This window comes from Candidatus Seribacter sulfatis (assembly GCF_964187635.1).
In the GTDB taxonomy this organism is placed as follows: Bacteria; Verrucomicrobiota; Verrucomicrobiia; order Opitutales; family Seribacteraceae; genus Seribacter; species Seribacter sulfatis.
The window spans coordinates 22,486-40,690 of record NZ_CAXLMO010000015.1 but is presented as its reverse complement, the minus strand read 5'-3'; the positions used below and the strand labels follow the sequence as shown (position 1 = coordinate 40,690).

Below are 18,205 nucleotides of genomic sequence, written 5' to 3'. Positions count from 1 at the left end.
TTCCAGGAATTAAGAATATAGCTTTTCGATCAATTGATCGGAATTTTTAATTTCTTCTTTAAAGTCTTGGCCAATTCGAAGAGTTGAATTTTTCCGAGTGTTGTCTTTATGATTTGAAATATGAATTGGTCGGTATGGATTCTGTGATAATTTTTTCACAATTTCCTGCATTTGATTTGTCGGACAGGAAAGAGAACTAATTCCAACCGCTTCTTCTGTGATTGAACTCAGTGCATGACCGATTCCCTGTGGTGCCTGTTTGCATAGATTGGGGTAGCCGGTTTGAGCCTCTTTAAATTCTTTCAACCAAAGTTCTTTCTTGGTTAAATGGTATAAAGTTGAAAACACACGCAGAAGAGATGAATTCGCGGACGGTGTTGCATTATCATACCAAAACTTCTTCCTTACTTGTGCTGGATTATCATTACTTTTTTCGCTAAAATATAATCCACAGTTTTGTTTATCTTTAAATCTTTCAATTGTGGAGAGGGTTATCTTTTCAGCCTGTTCAATGTAGGTAACAGAACTGCCTGGTTTTACCCAATCACTGAGCGAACTGAGGCAAAGTAAACTTTCTGCCCATAGTGCATAATCATCTAGAAAGGAAAGTTCTGACAGTTGATTGTTTTCAAATGAAATCGAAGAAATTTTATTATTTTTAGACAGAAGGTTCTGGGTCATCCAGTCATTCAATTCAATGGCAATTTGTAACCAATCTTTGCGGTTGAAAGCACGAGAGGCGTCGACCAGTCCACGAATTAAAAGCGCGTTCCAAACGGTAATTTTTTTCTTATCACGAGTGGGGGGAATTCTATTTTTTCGATAAGAAAGGAGTTTGTTTTTATATTCTTTGCAGACATCTGTCTCTCCTTTTTCCGTCGAAATTTTGATTGGAAGTAATTTTCCTTCTTCAAAATTCTCTGCTTTGTTCATCTTATAGTGAGAAATGAATTCCTTTATCTCATCGGGCTTTAAGACCTCTGCAAGTTCTGAAAATTCTAATAAATAAAATTGTCCTTCTCCTTCTTCAGTATCTGCATTCACCGAAGAATAAAACCCACCCTTTTTATTTTTCATGTCCGAAAGGAGCCAGTCGATAGTCTGATCAACGATTTCTTTAAATAATGGTGAAGCAAATCGTTGATGCGCCTTGGAATAAGTTGAAAGAAGTAATGCATTATCATAAAGCATTTTTTCAAAGTGTGGAATAAGCCATTGTGTATCCACACTGTAGCGAAAAAATCCACCTCCAATCTGATCGTACATCCCACCACTACCCATTTTTGTCAAAGTTGTTTGAACTGAAAAATCAATTTTTTGTGCAAGTGTTTTATTAAATCGAACCGCTTGTGATTCGCGAATGGCGAGTAAGAAATCAATCTTCATTGGCGAAGGAAATTTAGGAGCGGGAGTAAATCCACCATCTTGGTCGTCATGGCTATCACAAATTGCTTTCGCTGAGTGCAAGAGGAGTTCATTGTTCCATTCATTCTCACCGGAGGAAAGTCCATTATTTGCATGTAGTAAATTACTGACCACATTCGAAGCATTTTCTTCCAATTCTTCTCTTTCTCTTTTGAAATGATCGGCAATTCGCATAAGAACTTGAGGCCAGGGAACGATTCCTTGTCCCTGATCTTCTTTTGGAAAAAAAGTACCTCCCCAGAATGGGCGTCCATCGGGTAAGCAAAATACATTGAGAGGCCAGCCCGCTGACTGATTGAACATGTGAATAGCCTCCAGGTAAGTTTGATCCACATCAGGCCTTTCTTCACGATCTACTTTAATGCAAACAAAGTGGCGATTCATTATTGAAGCAACGTACGAGTCTTCAAAAGACTCTTCTGACATAACATGACACCAATGACAGGCGGAGTATCCGATTGAAATGAGAACGGGTTTATCTAGTTCGCGGGCAAGAGAAAACGCTTCTTCTGACCATGGTACCCAATTGACAGGTTGGTCGGCATGTTGTTGCAAATAAAGGCTGGGTTGATCAGATAATTGATTAGGCATTACTTTATTCCATGTCAGAGAAGGAGGTTTTTCCCAAGCATGAATATAATTTTTTTGTATTTTCCAATTGGCAGAAATGTGGGTTAGCCTTACGAAATGGTAATGTCAAAAATCCGAATACTTCCCGATCGTGTAGCAAATCAAATTGCTGCAGGGGAGGTGGTGGAGAGACCAGCGGCAGTAGCCAAGGAATTAATTGAAAATAGTATAGACGCTGGAGCGAATAAGATTGAAATAGAATTTAGAAATGGAGGGAAGTCTTATTTGAGGGTCGAAGATGACGGGGTAGGTATGGATCCTGACCAGGCACTGCTTTGCTTGGAGAGACACGCAACCAGCAAAATTCGTAAGGCAAGCGATCTCGATGAAATTCAAACGTTTGGCTTTAGGGGAGAAGCATTGCCTTCTATTTCCAGTGTGAGCCGGTTTACTTTAAGGAGTCGTGCAAAAAATAGTTCTGAAGGGAATGAAATTCTCATCAATGGAGGTAAAATGATTCACGTCAAAGAATGTGGAATGCCTCAGGGGACACGGATTGAAGTGGCTCATCTGTTTAACTCCGTTCCGGGTCGGCGAAAATTCCTCAAGACGGAGGTTACCGAATCTTCCCACATTATTCATTTGGCTAAATTATATGCATTAGCACACCCCCAAATTACGTTTTCTCTTATTGAGGGTGCACGCACTTTATTTCGCTCACCTGCCTGTGAGAATTTGATTGATCGAGTGCGAGAGATCTTTGGTAAGTCGTTATCGGAGTGCCTTGCCCCCATCGAAGTGCAGGCAGAGGGTATGAATCTGGGCGGTTTGTTGGGAAAGCCAGGGTACAGTCGCCCCACAAGGAAGGAGATGCTCTTCTATGTGAACCGTCGACCTGTGGAAAGCAAGACGATGTCGTATGCTTTACTGGAAGCTTATCATACCTATGCCCCTAAGGGACGGTTTCCTCCCGCAGTTTTATTTCTTACTATTGATTCAAGTTTAGTGGATGTGAACATACATCCTGCAAAGCGTGAACTTCGCTTTCGAGAAGACATGAAAGTCCGGGGATTTCTGATTGAGTCCATACTCCAATCGATTCAGGAACTCTCGGGGAAAAGATCGAGAGAGATCAAGAAGATCGAACTTGAAAAAGATTCTCTCTCCGGACGGATGGTTCCTAAAATAGACGATCGAATATTCGAGAAGTTTAAACCTTCTTCATTTCCTCAATCTTCCCATATTGTCGAATTAAAACCAGAGTTTGAATTTTTGCCTGGCGCTTTAGCCAGTAATCCATCAATCAAGAAAACTTCAGGTATTGAAGATCGATCAGATACCAATTCGAAAGAACCTGTCAAACCAGTGGTTGGATTACGAGGAGATCCCAATGTAACTTGGCGATTGGTGGATCATAGTCATGGGAGTATGGCTTTATTCATTACCACTCATGGGGTTGTCGTTTTTCATTGTCGATCTGCTTATGAACGAATTCGCTTTGAAGCACTGGAAGATTCATTTGAAAAAAATCAAAAGGTCGGAAGCCAGTCCCTTCTCCTGTCCGAGTCGATTGAATTGGATGGAGTAGAAAGTGCTTTTTTACAAAAATCTCTTCCTCAATTGGTTGAAATTGGATTTGTAATTGAAGAGTTTGGTCGTAATTTCTTCCGATTAGAAGCATGTCCCACTTGGCTTGATCCTGAGAAAGCAGTGTCTTATTTACGAGATTTTTTAGAAATTGCCAGTGAGTCAGGAGGAGAAAGTAAAATTGTGATGTATGCAAAGGAGGCAATGATTAAGCAGGCAACTAAGAACCCTGGAGCGAAAGAAACTTTTTCTGAGAACGAAATTGTACGAATGGCAAATCAACTGCTCTCCTGTCGTAACCCTTACACCTGTCCGCAGGGACGGCCGATCTATTACGAACTTCCGGTTCGTGATTTTGAAACCCGATTTCGAAGAAAAATCTAATTTTTTTCTTTCAAATATACTATTTTGAATACAGAAATAGAGTATGAAAATTATATTCAACCAATCTATATTCATTTCCATAGTAATTTTTCTATCTTTCGGGTGCACAGTATCTGAAATTACTCAGAAAACCAAAGATGGATTCGTAAAAAGTAAATCTTACCTTACGGAAAAAAGTAAATTTGCTTACGAGAAGGGTCGGGAACAATTGGGATTAAGCGAAAATACAAAATCACAAAACAAAGCAATGACAGTCGCAAAGAAAACATTTGGGGAAATGCCGAACGGAGAAAAAGTTAGTTTATTTGTTCTGACCAATGCCAATAAGATGCAGGTTAGCTTACTAGATTACGGTGCAACAGTGAAGGAAATCGTAGTCCCTAATCGAGACGGAAAATTGGAAAATGTTTCTCTCGGTTTTTCGAACCTCAAAGATTATCGTGAAAAAAGCCCCTATTTTGGTTCTACTGCGGGTCGATATGCAAACCGGATCGCAAAGGGGAAGTTTTCTTTAAATGGAAAAGAATACCAATTAGCTGTTAATAATGGAGTGAATCACCTTCATGGAGGTGAGCGTGGATTTGATAAGATCGTTTGGAATGCAAAAATAAAAGATGTAGGTACAGGTGTTGTTTTTACCATGAGAAGTCCGGACGGGGATGAGGGTTATCCCGGAAACTTAGTCTCGAAAGTTACTTATACTTTAACCAATGAGAATGAATTGAAGATTGAATATTCCGCCACTTGCGACAAAGAAACTGTCTTAAATCTTACCAATCATACCTATTTCAATCTGGCAGGGGAGGGTGATTCCACAATTCTTGATCATCAACTCACCTTATTTGCAGATAAATTTGTGGCGACAGATGAGACCAACATACCCACTTCTATCTCGAAGGTTTCTGGAACTCCACTAGATTTCACCAAACCTTTTGTTATTGGTGAACGAATTGAGCAGGAGCACGAACAATTACGATTTGGGAAGGGGTATGATCATACATGGGTAATTCGGAATGAGGGTGGAACAGAAGACAATTTGAGGCATGCCGCGACATTGCGAGACCCTGGTTCGGGCCGAAAAATGGAAATCTATACGGATCAACCTGGCATTCAGTTTTACTCCGGTAATTACCTGGATGGTAGTTATCTCGGACATTCAGGGAAGCCCTATCCTTTTCGTTCCGGTTTATGCCTCGAGACGCAGGTTTTCCCGGACAGTCCCAACCATCAGGGGGAGAAAGGCTGGAAGAGTTGCGTACTAAAGCCAGGTGATACCTACAGGCATACTACCTTACATAAATTTAGCGTTGAGTAAGAGTAGAATTTGAAAAACCCGTAAAATTACCCAACTTTTCTTTGATTCGAAGATTGGCATGGAGACTGCGTTATTGTAATATGAACTATTACAAATGACTCAAAAAACTCTTTCTCGTCCCTTTACAATTCACGCAGATAAAACTGAAGAATCTCTAGTTGCAGAAGTAAAAGATGCGATCAAGCATCAATTACGACTGATTCTTGCTCGTGATTTGGGTAGTGCCACCAAGTCTGAGCTTTGGATGGCCACCTCCCTTGCGGTTAAAGAAATGATGATCGATCGTTTTATCGAGACTCAAAAAGAGCACAGTAAGCAGGATACCCGTCGAGTATACTACCTGAGCTTAGAGTATTTGATGGGCCGCTTGCTGAATGTTAATTTGTCTAATTTGGGACTGAAGCATGCCGTGGAAGAAGCTCTTTCAGAACTAGGCTTCCAATTGGATGTTCTTTCCGAGGAAGAGCATGACATGGGACTGGGGAATGGTGGATTAGGCCGATTAGCCGCATGTTTCCTTGATTCAATGGCGACTATGGACCTGCCTGCGATTGGCTATGGCATTCACTATCAATTTGGTTTGTTTAAACAAGAATTTGATAATGGTAGACAAATTGAAAAACCGGATGATTGGTTAAAAAACGGTAATCCTTGGGAAATTATTCGTCCGCAATATTCGCAAAAGATTCAGCTTTACGGTCAGGTTGAACATTCTTACGACGACCTGGGGAATTATTCTCCCCAGTGGGTGGGTACAAAAGAGGTGGAAGGTATACCCTATGATTTACCAATTGTCGGATACGGTGCAAAGACGGTAAATTTTCTTCGTTTATGGGAATCAAAAGCATCAGAACAACTTGATTTCCAAATTTTCAACCAAGGTGGCTATGTGGAAGCAGTTCGTGAAAAGGCGATGGGCGAAACAATCTCAAAAGTTCTTTACCCGAACGACGAGACAGAAAGCGGTAAAGAATTACGACTTGTTCAGCAGTATTTTTTCGTATCCTGTTCTCTCCAAGATATAATTAGAAGATTTCACAAGAAAGAACGAAATTGGGAAGATTTTCCGAAGCAGGCGGTGATTCAATTAAATGATACCCATCCTGCGGTTGCGATTCTTGAACTGATGAGAATCTTTTTGGATGTGGAACATTTAAGCTGGGATATGTCCTGGGCTCTGGTACAACGAACTTTTGCTTACACCAACCATACGCTTTTACCGGAAGCTTTAGAAACATGGAGTGAGGGACTTTTTGCAAAGGTTCTTCCTCGTCACTTGGATATTGTTCGAGAAATTAATCGAAGGTTTGTGGAAAAGGAATTAGTTCAGAAATGGCCCAATGAACATGACAGACATCACCGGATGGCAATTATTGCAGACGGGCAAATTAGAATGGCTTTCCTTTCGGTTGTGGGCAGTCATTCTGTAAATGGTGTCGCAGCATTACATACAAAATTACTCCAAGAAAGACTTCTTAAGGATTTTGCCGAACTTTACCCCAATCGCTTTAACAATAAAACCAATGGCATCACTCCACGCCGTTGGTTGCTCAGTTGTAATCAGGAGTTGTCAGATTTAGTAACATCAGTTGTGGGAGACGAGTGGGTTACTGATTTGAGCAAATTGAGGGGACTAGAAAAAGTGGCAGATGACCCTTTATTTCAGCAACAATTTCTTGCGATTAAAAAGGCGAGTAAAGATCGTTTGGCAAAAGTGATTAAGGACGAAATAGGATTATCGATCCAATCGGATGCAATTTTTGATACGCAAATTAAACGCCTGCATGAATACAAGCGTCAACATTTGAACCTTTTGCATATTTTAACTTTGTACCGCAGACTTTTGAAAAATCCGGATTTGGATATTCCCTCGAGAGTATTTATTTTCGGTGCAAAAGCGGCACCAGGTTATCATTTAGCAAAAGTAATTATTCATGCCATTAACCTAGTGGGGGACCGGATCAATCAGGATGAGCGAATTAAGAACAAGCTCAAAATTGCATATCTTCCTAACTATGGCGTTTCGATCGCAGAAAAAATAATTCCAGCGACCGATTTATCAGAACAAATTTCTACGGCAGGAAAAGAAGCATCCGGTACAGGAAATATGAAATTTGCCCTTAATGGGGCGGTAACAATGGGAACACTAGATGGTGCCAATGTTGAGATTCATGAAGAGGTAGGAGATGATAATATTTTCATTTTTGGAAAAACGGTGGAAGGAATTGAAGAGTTAAAACAGCAGGGATATGATCCCAAGAAATTTTATGAAGAGGATGAAGAATTAAAAGCAGTTCTCGATTGGCTGGCCTCTGATTTCTTTTCTCCCCAAGAAGGGTGCGTACTTTCTGACCTGCCCAATAGCTTGCTGCAGTGGGGTGATCCGTTTTTTGTATTAGCAGACTATCGAGCCTATGTTGATGCACAGGATCTTGCTGGTAAAGCATTTCAGGACGAAAAAAGATGGGCAGCAATGGCGATTCGAAATATTGCCGGTTCAGGGAAGTTTTCTTCGGATCGAACAATTGGAGAATATGCCGATGAGGTTTGGCAACTAAGCCCCGTCGAAGTGCCGCTCTCTTCATGATGGTAAAGTTCTTTTTTTTATTATTCTCCTTTATTTCTTTTGTCCAGTATTCACTTGCAGATAAAAACTCTACTCTTCCATTTCAAGTAGGCGAGCGACTCGAATATGATCTAAGCTGGGGTTTTTTCCCCGTTGGTTCAGCTATTATGCAAGTTGAATCTCTGACAGAAGTGGAAGGAGAATTATGCTATCTCGTGAAATTCTCCGTCCGAACTAATTCTTTTGCCGATCGATTTTATAAAGTAAGGACCAGTATCGAGAGCACAGTTTCATCCGATTTCTCTCGTTCCATTATTTATCGGAAATCACAAGAGGAGGGGAGTACGAAACGAAAGATTGTTGTCCGTTATGACTATGGGCAAAAAAAAGCGGTCTACTCGGAAGGAGGAAAGGTACAGTCTACTGTAGCAATCCCGAATAAAGTACTGGATCCTTTATCAATTGCCTACTTTTTCAGGACTGATGACATTCAATCTGGTCAACAAAAGACATTGCCCACTTGTGATGGAAAAAGATTTCGGGAAATTATAGTAAGAGCTGGAAAAAAGGAAAAGATTTCTGTACCTGCAGGGAAATTTTATGCAATTGAGACCAGACCAGAAATGCAAAACCTACGGGGTGTATTTAAGAAAAGTCCGGATGGAATATTACGGGTTTGGTACTCTGCAGACAGCCGAAGAATCCCTGTGAAAATCAGCAGTAAAGTAATCGTGGGAAGTTTTAATGCTAACCTTCGAAAAACGAGTGGTTTAAAATAGTTTTAAACTATTCCTCCTTATGAGAAGGAGAGTGTAGCATTGTTTCGATAAAGGATCGAAGGGCGGGAGTTAGCATACGTGTCTTTTTGTGAATGAGAGAGAGTGGTCGGATATGCTTACCTTCATCCAACTGGCAAGTAACCAATTGCTTTCGATCGGTTTCATTAGCAACGGTATTTTTGGGAATGATCGCGACTCCGGCATTGATTTCCAATGCCCGCTTTACAGTTTCTACATTATCAAATTCCATTACGATGGAGACTTCTACCTCCGCGTTTCTGAGAATTTGATCAGTCGCTTTTCGAGTGGGAATATCTTTTTCAAATGCAATGAATTCAACCTCTTTCAGTTCCTCAATGGATAGACTGTCCTTCGCCGCTAATGGATGACTTGGATTCATTGCCACAATTAATTCATCGGTGGCAAATGGAATAATCGTGAGTTCTTTATGCTTCACGGGGAAGGCGACCAAGCCAATATCTGCAGTCCCATGTAATACATCTTCATAAACTAAGTTTGCCCGCCTGTATTCAACCCTTGCGTTTACCGACGGAAATTCCTTCATGAATGACTTTAAGTAAGGCGGTAATTCATGGAGTCCGATACTGTTAACAGTCGAGATTTGGATCGAACCACTCACCACATTTCTCATTTCCTGAATTTCACAACTTAAGCGTTCATAGAGGGTGAGGATTTCCTTAAAGGTTTTATAAAGAGTGGTTCCCTGCTGAGTGAGACGAAATTTCTTCTGGTTTCGATCGATTATCAGCATGTCATAATAATTCTCCATCGCTTTTAATTGCTGACTTACTGCAGATTGTGTGACTTCGTTGAGTCGTGCTGCCTTTGAAAAACTTTGTGTTTCAACCAAATCGCAAAATGTTTTGAAGTTTTGTATATGCATGTATAATAGATATTAATTGATCTTATGATTATCAAACCTAATATTCAAAAAACTAATAATTAAGATGATATCGGAAGCAGAATTCAGGCAAAACTTGGAACTTTTACAAGAGCAGCTTGCTAATGCATGTGGCTCTGCCAATCGATCCATTGAAGAGGTTCAAATTCTTCCAGTCACTAAAAATTGGCCAATTGAAGCGGTTCACTACGCACAGAGAGCCGGTTTTTCGCGGGTTGGTGAAAATCGAGTCCAGGAAGCAATTGAAAAGCAAGTTGGAATTGAAGGAATCAATTGGGATTTAATTGGGCATTTGCAGAGTAATAAAGCCAAGCTGGTTGCCGGTCGATTTTCTCGGGTTCAAACGGTGGATTCGAGCAAAGTTTTGAACAAGTTGAATCAAGCGTTAGAAAAATCGAATGATCAATTGGGTATTTTTATTCAGGTCAATACCGGTAAAGACCCTGCTAAGGCTGGACTTGCAGAAGAGGAATGTAAGAGCCTACTGGAAGAAGCCATGGGTTTTTCTACGATTAGAATTGAGGGTTTAATGACAATTGCTCCTTTTGCACCCAATGAACCTACTATTGCGAGGGATGCGTTTTCAAAATTACGAATTTTAAGAGATCGATTGTCTTCTCAATTCAACCTTCCTTTAACCGAACTTTCAATGGGAATGAGCGGAGATTTACAGGAAGCAGTAATGGAAGGTAGTACCATGATTCGTGTGGGTTCGGGGCTTTTTGGGCATAGGTCTTGAATCTTTTGGATATAGAACTAGGCTTGCCCCGATTCATGGAAGGCGCAAATATTGGCACTTAAATGAAGAAAGGTTTAAAAGTAAAAAACGATGATAGCTGGAATCAAGTTCGTCGATTATTGGATGATGAAAGCCCGGTCGTTCGTAAAGGTTTGATTGATTATCTTACCAAATGTCCGAATGAGGGGATTCGCTTCTTAGAACAAGTAATGCGGGAACCGGACAATCTTTTAGCTAAGCATGCTCATAGTCTCCTCGTTCAACTGGGATGGGTTGATGGGGTAGGCGATTTTCTTAGCTTTATACGTTCATTACGGTACGAGCTTGAATCTGGTTGGTTCTTATTGGATCGAACTATTTTTCCAGGTTTGGACATTTCTTCTTCCACTCTCTTTTTAGATCGTTTAGCTGATCGTGCCAGAGAGCTTTTGCTTCCTCCCCATAGTTCGAAGGAAATTTGCTCGGTTTTGAACCGGGTCCTTTTTCATGAGTTTAATTTTCGTGCGGCAAGTAAGGACTTTTCGGATCCTCAAAACAGTTTTTTGCATTGTGTCTTGGAAAGAAGAAGGGGCTTACCCATTACCCTCTCCATGGTGTACCTTTTGGTGGCCAGGCGAATTGGGCTGGAACTCGAACCTATTGGCTTACCCGGACGTTTTATGGTGGGTTGTTTTTCAGATAATAAGCCTTTTTATATCGATGCCTGGTCGGGTGGTAAATTCTTGGAAATCGAACAAATGGAAGACTTCCTTGATGATTCTTCTATCGAAAATTCAGGCTCCTATCTTTTACCGGTAACCGTAGCAGAAACATTAACGAGAGGGTGCCGAAATCTCGTTCAACAATACGCTAAATTGGGAGATGAGGAAAACTCGATTCTGTTTCAAAATTTTGTAAATGAATTTGAGCGGGTTCATCAAAGAGAGACTAATGCCTGAGGCACCTTTATTGATTGAGGATCTCGTTCCCCTCCCTCGCGGACAAGTGGGCTTGGCAGTTTTAGGCTCGCCAATTGCGCATTCGATCAGTCCTCAACTACATAAAGCGGCTCTCGCCGAACTGTGTACTCGCTTTCCTTCCTTTTCAAATTGGGTCTACCATAAAGTAGAAGTTGAATCCAAGAATCTAGGTCCCGCGTTAGAATGTCTAAGGGAGTGCGGGTATCGGGGATTAAACCTTACCATTCCACATAAGGTAGAGGTCTTTTCATTGCTTGATACAATCAACGAGGAGGCTCGAAGTATCGGAGCCGTCAACACCTTGATGCTCAATGGGCAGGAATGGCAGGGCTTTAATTCGGATGGATATGGTATCGAGAATGCGTTGGCTGGAGAATTGGCAGTTTCTTTAGAATCAACTCCTGTTCTAATTCTTGGTGCCGGTGGAGCAGCACGAGCGGCCGCCGCTCAGGCCTTATCTCGGGGATGTCCTACAATATGGATTGGAAACCGTTCCTCTAATCGGCTTGGTGAACTGGTAGAGAATTTGAGTAAGTCATTTGATGTAAAAAATGTGATTCCCTTTGAAATCAGTCAAATAGCCCCCGAAATTTATAATCATGAAAAAATCGTCATCATCAATGCAACTTCACTTGGTTTAAATGAAGGTGACCCTTCTCCCCTGTCCCTTGCCCATTTTTCAGAATCCACACGGGTATATGATATGATATATAATCCTGCCGAAACCCCTCTGCTTAGAGATGCAAAAGCACGGGGAATGGCACACGAGAATGGATTGTCAATGCTGGTACATCAGGCGGTTCGGTCGTTGGAAATATGGACCGGGAAGGAGATTTCTGTAACTGCGATGTATTCAGGGGCTCATGCCGCAATTACTCATTAAATCTGGTGCCTGAAATTTTTCTAACCCCCTTGGTTTTACCTTACTTCGGTTTTGTACTGGGTACCGTTTTGGGTAGTTTCCTCAATGTGTGCGCCCATCGAATACCGATGGGGAAGTCCATTATCTTACCTTCTTCCCACTGCCCGGGCTGCGGGACAAGTATACCGTGGTTTAGAAATATACCGATAATTACATGGCTTTACCAAAAGGGGCAGGCTGGTTGTTGTGCTTTTTCGATCCCTTTACGTTATTGGTTAATCGAAGTTTCAGTGGGACTTGTCTTTGCCTATTTTGCCTACCTATACTCGCTCGACTTAGATCTGGTCTCTTTACTCGCCCGGCTCCTTTTTTCTTGGATTATGATCGTGGTGATTGTGATTGATTATGAAACCATGCTTATACCCGATCGGTTTAGCGTGGGGGGGGCGGTTTTGGGCGTTTTATTCTGTTTCACATTCCCAGAACTTAATGAAATGGGATTTGATCAAACCTGGCTTTCCCATTTTGCGAGTGGTTTCAATTCGTTACTAGGCCTCCTGATTGGCTCCTCTTTACTTTATTGGATTGGTACCCTTGCCCATATTGGATTTGGGAGAGAAGCACTGGGCGAAGGAGATGTTAAATTGTTGGGATGTATTGGTGCGTTTTGTGGTTGGAAAGGTGCAATATTTGCAATTTTTGGCGGTGCATTATTGGGAACTCTTTTATTACTTCCATTAATGATTTTTCAAAAATGTTTTAGTAAAAGTACCGAAAATGAAAATTCAGACAAGAATTTACAATGGGGAGCCGAGGTTCCGTTTGGCCCTTATTTAGCGATAGGTGGAATTATTTATCTTGGGGGGGCATCCGAAGTAATTGATTCTTGGTTTGATCCTATTTTGTGGTTTTTTGATAATACTTCCTTACTCAAAGCTTTTTAATATTGAAAAAACCTTTAGTTTTATGCATTGGATAAGGTTTGGATTACTAACCCCATCCTTTATTTTATGAAGAAACTCCTAGTCGCCAATCGTAGCGAAATTGCAGTGCGTATTTTTCGTTCAGCAACCGAATTAAACCTGCGCACTGTTGCAATTTACGCGGAGGAAGATCGTTTTGGAGTTCATCGCTTCAAGGCAGACGAAGCTTATCTAGTGGGGAAGGGAAAAGGTCCGGTCGCCGCTTATCTTGACATCGATTCGATCATTACCCTCGCGAAGGATAAAGGTGTCGATATGATTCACCCTGGCTACGGTTTCTTATCCGAAAATGCTCATTTTGCCCGTGCATGTGAGGATGCGGGAATTACCTTTATTGGACCGCGTCCGGAATTACTTGAAAATATGGGAGATAAAGTGGCCGCCAAGAAAGCTGCCGATGCGGCGGGGGTTCCTACTCTACCAGCTACTCCGAGTGCGGTTTCAAAACCTGCAGATGCTCTCAAGTGGGGTCGTAAAATTGGCTTTCCATTAATTATCAAAGCCGCCTTTGGAGGCGGTGGTCGTGGAATGCGAGTGGTAAATAAAGAAGAGGATTTAAAAGCAATGCTCGAAGAAGCCCAGGGAGAGGCGGAACGTGCTTTTGGGAATTCATCCGTTTTTCTCGAGAGGTATGTTGGACGTGCGAAGCATTTAGAAGTTCAAATATTAGGAGATCGAAAGGGAAATATTGTTCATTTGCATGAGCGAGATTGTTCCGTGCAAAGAAGGTACCAAAAGGTGGTCGAAGTTGCTCCGTCTATTGGTTTGCCCAAGGAGGTCGTGGATAATCTTTGTGATGCGGGAGTTGAACTTGCGCGAAAAATCGGCTATGACAATGCAGGAACGGTAGAATTCCTTCTGGATCAAGACACCAACGAATGGTTCTTCATCGAGATGAATCCACGGATTCAGGTTGAACATACTGTAACTGAACAGATTACAGGAATCGATATTGTCCGCTCCCAAATCCTTGTGGCAATGAACAAGTCTTTACATGGGAAAGACATAGGAATTCCTTCCCAGGAAAATATTCCACGTAATGGATGTGCCATTCAGTGTCGAGTTACCACTGAGGATCCAGAGAAAGACTTTGCTCCCGATTATGGTAAGATTTTGAGTTACCGTTCAGCCGCTGGTTTTGGTGTGCGCTTGGATGGAGCAATGGGGGATACGGGTGCCATAATTACTCCCTTTTACGATTCTCTGTTAGTTAAGCTTACGACCTCGGGATCCAACTTATCTCAAGCACTGGCCCGAATGCATCGGGCCCTCAGGGAAATGCGTATTCGTGGAGTAAAAACCAATATTCCATTTCTTGAAAATGTAATCAATCATAAGGATTTCGTAGAGGGAAATGCGACCACTCGAATGATCGATGTTACCCCCGATCTCTTTCGCTTTAAAGCACGCAGGGACCGGGCTTCCAAATTACTCAGTTACCTTGGGGAAATTATTGTGAACGGGAACCCTCAAGTGAAGGGGAGGGAACGCATAGAGGCACCGCTTCCATTGATCGAACCTGAATATGATGCCAAGGTTTCTCCTCCCCGGGGAACTCGTGACTTACTACTTGAAAAAGGTCCTCAGAAGTTTTCAAAATGGATGAGGGATCAAAAGTCTCTTTTGGTGACCGACACCACTTTAAGGGATGCTCATCAGTCTCTTTTTGCGGCGAGAATGAGAACCTATGATATGACCGCAGTATCTGACTTTATCGCACGCCGGGCCTCCGGACTCTTTAGTTTGGAGATGTGGGGGGGAGCTACTTTCGATACCTGTATGCGTTTTCTTGGGGAATCTCCGTATGAACGCCTCAGGCATCTGCGTGAAAAAATTCCCAATGTTCTCTTTCAGATGCTACTTCGTGGCTCGAATGCAGTTGGTTATGCCAATTATCCAGATAATGTGGTGCGTGAATTTATCATCCATTCATCCGAAGCGGGAATGGATATTTTTAGAATTTTTGATTCCTTAAATTATTTGCCCAATTTAAAAGTGGCAATGGAGACGGTGAGCGAAAAGACAAATTCACTATGTGAGGCATCTCTTTGTTTTACAGGAGATTTCACTGACTCAACTGAAGAAAAGTATGCGCTCAAATATTATGTCGATCTCGCGAAAGAATTAGAAAAAATGGGTGCCCATATTCTTGCCATTAAGGATATGGCCGGACTTTGTCACCCCATTGCAGCTTACCGGTTAGTAAAAGCGCTGAAGAACGAAGTTTCATTACCGATCCATTTTCACACGCATGATTCAAGTGGTATTGCTGCTGCTTCTGTCTTAAAAGCCAGTGAAGCGGGAGTGGATGTGGTGGACTTGGCTATTTCCTCACTTTCTGGCTGCACCAGTCAGCCGAATCTAAATTCGATTGTTCACTCGTTACGTAATTCACCTCGTTCTACTGGGTTGGATGTGGATGCATTGAACCAGTTATCAATTTATTGGGAAGCGGTCAGGCAATATTACTCTCCTTTTGACAGCTCGCCCCCCTTTGGAAGTGCAGAAGTTTTCCAACATCAGATGCCAGGTGGTCAATACACCAACTTACGTGAACAAGCGAGTGCGCTTGGACTGGGTAAAAGATGGCCTGATGTGGTTAAAACTTATCAAGAGGTAAACAAAATGCTGGGAGATATCGTGAAAGTGACACCAAGCAGTAAGAGTGTTGGTGACTTAGCTATTTTCCTAATTACTAAAGGAGTAAAGCCGGAAGATTTACTAAACTTACCGCCTGAGACTGGTTTCCCTGAGTCTGTAATTGATCTATTGTCAGGAAACCTTGGTCAACCTAAGGGAGGTTGGCCCAAAGCCATTCAAAAAGTTATCTTGGGAAAGAGAAAAGCACTCCGGGGTCGTCCCGGTGCATCTGCACCTAAGATTGACCTCAAAAAAGAGGCAACAGCGTTGACCAAGAAGCTGGGAAGAAAAGCTTCTCAAGATGACTTGTTTTCAAGTGTGATGTACCCAAAAGTTTTTGAAGATTTTCAAAATTTCAGGTCCTTGTACGGAGATGTTTCAGTCCTTCCCACCACCGCTTATTTTCATGGACTTGAGCCAGGGGAAGAGATTGCAATTAAGATTGAGGAAGGAAAAACCTTATTTATTAAATTGCTTCATATTGGAGATCCCGATGAAAAGGGAGAAAGAACATTGTCGTTCGAATTAAATGGAAAAGCACGAAGCACAATAGTGCAGGATAAATCTGTTAAAGCTGAAACGAGAGCTCGGGAAAAGGCAGACCCCGCTAATCCTAAGCATGTGGCGGCACCAATCCCTGCAATGGTCAGCAGTATTTCCACAAGCGTGGGGAAGACGATTGCAAAAGGAGAAAAAATCGCGGTGTTAGAGGCCATGAAAATGCAAACTACACTCTACGCCTCGGCAACCGGTACGGTAGACGAACTTTTAGTCAAGGTAGGGGATTCGGTTGAATCAAAAGATTTGATTGCTCGATTGCGTTAAAGAATTCAATTGACCGGTCGATTATTAAACAGGTGCAAATAACTTGTTTTTTTAACACAGCCATGTCTTTCCTTTTCAAGGTAGGGATTTCCCTTCTTTTATTCCCTCTTGCTATACTTGCAGAGCCACTTTTTGTGCCAGAACCTCTACTTGAAAAGGCTCTGGCAAAAGCCTTGCGAGTGGACCGGGATTCGCTGACATCCGAATTAGTCGCCGAAAAGTTAGAATATTTTGAACTCAGTAATGCCCAAATTAGGGATTTAACTGGACTGCAGGCAGCTAAGAATTTGAAGGTTTTAGTTCTTCGCGATAATTTAATCCAAGATCTTTCCCCGATAACGGATTTACCTCATTTGCGAAAGCTTGATCTTTCTGGAAATAAAATAGCAGACTTATCTCCATTTGTGGGCTTATCAATCCGCAAAATGCAGGATGAAATTAGCCAAATTAAACTCAAGTTATCCGATTATAAAACTCCCAAGAGCGAGGTTGCTTCGTTAATTCTGACTTTATCAGAGTTGATGGAACGTTTAAAAAGGGGACCCTGGCAACTTCAGGAGTTATCACTTGCTAATAATCGATTGCTGGGTCTCTCGGGAATCTCACACCTTAGTCAATTACGTCACTTAGATGTGTCAGGGAATTCATTAATTGATTTGGAGGGAGTAAGCACACTTGCGAATCTGACTAGTTTCTATGCGCAAGGAAATCAATTGGGAAGAATTGAGGGATATGTGGATGAAAATAAGAACAAAATTTATGATATTGGTGAACCCATTTCGGATGAAAGTGGAAATGGAAAAAGGGATACTGATCCATTAACTGAATTACAATCAATCCCAACATTAGTAAATTTGTATCTTTATGATAATCTTTTGAAATCAATTAATTCTCTGAATGATTTACCACGACTACAGATCCTTCTTTTATCAGGAAACCAATTAGAAAGTGTTGGGAATCTGAGAAATTTCGAAAATATTAGTAGGCTTTCTCTCTCTGACAATCGCATCAACAGTCTCCACGGTCTCGAGGTTTTACCAAGAATTGAACATTTGTACCTCGCGGAAAACCGAATCTGTGATTTGAGAGCAATTCAGGGACTCACTTCATTGAAAGAACTTCGTTTACAAAGAAACCAAATTGTTACTCTTCAAGCACTCGCAGAATTCGATAAATTACAAGTTTTATCCCTATCCAATAATTTCATACACTCGGCAAAACCTTTGCTCGCACTTAACAATTTAAAACGCCTTTCACTTTCTGGAAATTGTCTGGACCTAGAAAGTCAGGTTGTTCAGGATCGACTCAACCAAATTCGTTCGTCTGGCGTATTCTTAGTCGCTGGTAATCAAAAGAAAAGAGTTATTGAAGCCGAACAATTGGTTTTTTCAATGATAGGCCATCCCCGTTCGAATAGTACTCTTGGGCACTACCTCCAAGAAAATGGTTATTTAAGATTGATTGATTTTGCGGAAGATTCTTCTTTAGATGAATCGGAGAAGGCAAAAGCGTATCAAACTTGGCAGAAATCTTTGATGAATGGTTCTTTTCGAAACGACTTACCTTTTCTCAAAAAATAAAATTTTGATTACGAGTTAAGATATAATAGTGAGGCAAGAATCACAGTCGTAATAAAACAGATTAAATAT

12 protein-coding genes are annotated in these 18,205 nt (G+C 41.5%); 10 read left to right on the top strand and 2 right to left on the bottom strand.

All coding sequences use genetic code 11. The features are described 5' to 3' along the window. Positions 1-9 precede the first annotated feature (9 nt). Positions 10-2,016: a thioredoxin domain-containing protein gene (locus tag ACKPQ5_RS02025; RefSeq protein WP_407677425.1), complete on the bottom strand. Its 2,007-nt coding sequence runs from the start codon at positions 2,014-2,016 to the stop codon at positions 10-12. 102 nt (positions 2,017-2,118) lie between these two features. Here ACKPQ5_RS02025 and mutL point away from each other — a divergent pair, with 102 nt between their 5' ends. The 4 genes from mutL to ACKPQ5_RS02005 all read left to right on the top strand — a co-directional run bounded on the left by mutL (position 2,119) and on the right by ACKPQ5_RS02005 (position 8,626). Beyond that, the gene (gene mutL / locus ACKPQ5_RS02020; protein ID WP_407677424.1) at positions 2,119-3,966 is read left to right on the top strand and encodes a DNA mismatch repair endonuclease MutL; all 1,848 of its coding nucleotides are present in this window, start codon (positions 2,119-2,121) and stop codon (positions 3,964-3,966) included. Between the two features lie 43 nt (positions 3,967-4,009). Then, on the top strand, positions 4,010-5,281 hold the full coding sequence (locus tag ACKPQ5_RS02015; RefSeq protein WP_407677423.1) for an aldose epimerase family protein: 1,272 nt from the start codon (positions 4,010-4,012) through the stop codon (positions 5,279-5,281). A gap of 94 nt (positions 5,282-5,375) precedes the next feature. Beyond that, positions 5,376-7,868 (top strand): glycogen/starch/alpha-glucan phosphorylase, encoded by a 2,493-nt coding sequence (locus ACKPQ5_RS02010; RefSeq protein ID WP_407677422.1) that lies wholly within the window; start codon positions 5,376-5,378, stop codon positions 7,866-7,868. Then, positions 7,829-8,626 carry a DUF3108 domain-containing protein gene (locus ACKPQ5_RS02005; RefSeq protein WP_407677421.1) on the top strand — a complete coding sequence of 266 codons (798 nt, stop codon included), beginning with the start codon at positions 7,829-7,831 and terminating at the stop codon, positions 8,624-8,626. The genes ACKPQ5_RS02010 and ACKPQ5_RS02005 overlap by 40 nt, the downstream gene beginning before the upstream one ends. Before the next feature lie 7 nt (positions 8,627-8,633). Here the strand turns inward: ACKPQ5_RS02005 and ACKPQ5_RS02000 are convergent, their stop codons facing one another. After that, positions 8,634-9,530 (bottom strand): LysR family transcriptional regulator, encoded by an 897-nt coding sequence (locus ACKPQ5_RS02000; protein ID WP_407677420.1) that lies wholly within the window; start codon positions 9,528-9,530, stop codon positions 8,634-8,636. Positions 9,531-9,594: 64 nt separating this feature from the next. On the opposite strand from ACKPQ5_RS02000, the gene ACKPQ5_RS01995 reads away from it, so the two are divergent. From ACKPQ5_RS01995 to ACKPQ5_RS01970, 6 genes are all read left to right on the top strand, one after another. Beyond that, positions 9,595-10,287, top strand: coding sequence for a YggS family pyridoxal phosphate-dependent enzyme (locus ACKPQ5_RS01995; RefSeq protein ID WP_407677419.1), 693 nt, complete (start codon positions 9,595-9,597; stop codon positions 10,285-10,287). Positions 10,288-10,349: 62 nt separating this feature from the next. Further along, complete coding sequence (locus ACKPQ5_RS01990) at positions 10,350-11,225, top strand: transglutaminase-like domain-containing protein (RefSeq protein ID WP_407677418.1); 876 nt, start codon at positions 10,350-10,352, stop codon at positions 11,223-11,225. Next, on the top strand, positions 11,218-12,129 hold the full coding sequence (aroE, locus tag ACKPQ5_RS01985) for a shikimate dehydrogenase (protein WP_407677417.1): 912 nt from the start codon (positions 11,218-11,220) through the stop codon (positions 12,127-12,129). Before ACKPQ5_RS01990 ends, aroE begins: the two co-directional genes overlap by 8 nt. 5 nt (positions 12,130-12,134) lie before the next feature. Continuing rightward, a complete protein-coding gene (locus tag ACKPQ5_RS01980) occupies positions 12,135-13,052 on the top strand; it encodes a prepilin peptidase (RefSeq protein WP_407677416.1) in 918 nt (305 codons plus the stop codon). Between the two features lie 66 nt (positions 13,053-13,118). Then, positions 13,119-16,556 carry a pyruvate carboxylase gene (locus ACKPQ5_RS01975; RefSeq protein ID WP_407677415.1) on the top strand — a complete coding sequence of 1,146 codons (3,438 nt, stop codon included), beginning with the start codon at positions 13,119-13,121 and terminating at the stop codon, positions 16,554-16,556. A 62-nt stretch (positions 16,557-16,618) separates the two neighbouring features. Continuing rightward, on the top strand, positions 16,619-18,136 hold the full coding sequence (locus ACKPQ5_RS01970; RefSeq protein WP_407677414.1) for a leucine-rich repeat protein: 1,518 nt from the start codon (positions 16,619-16,621) through the stop codon (positions 18,134-18,136). Positions 18,137-18,205: the final 69 nt, after the last annotated feature.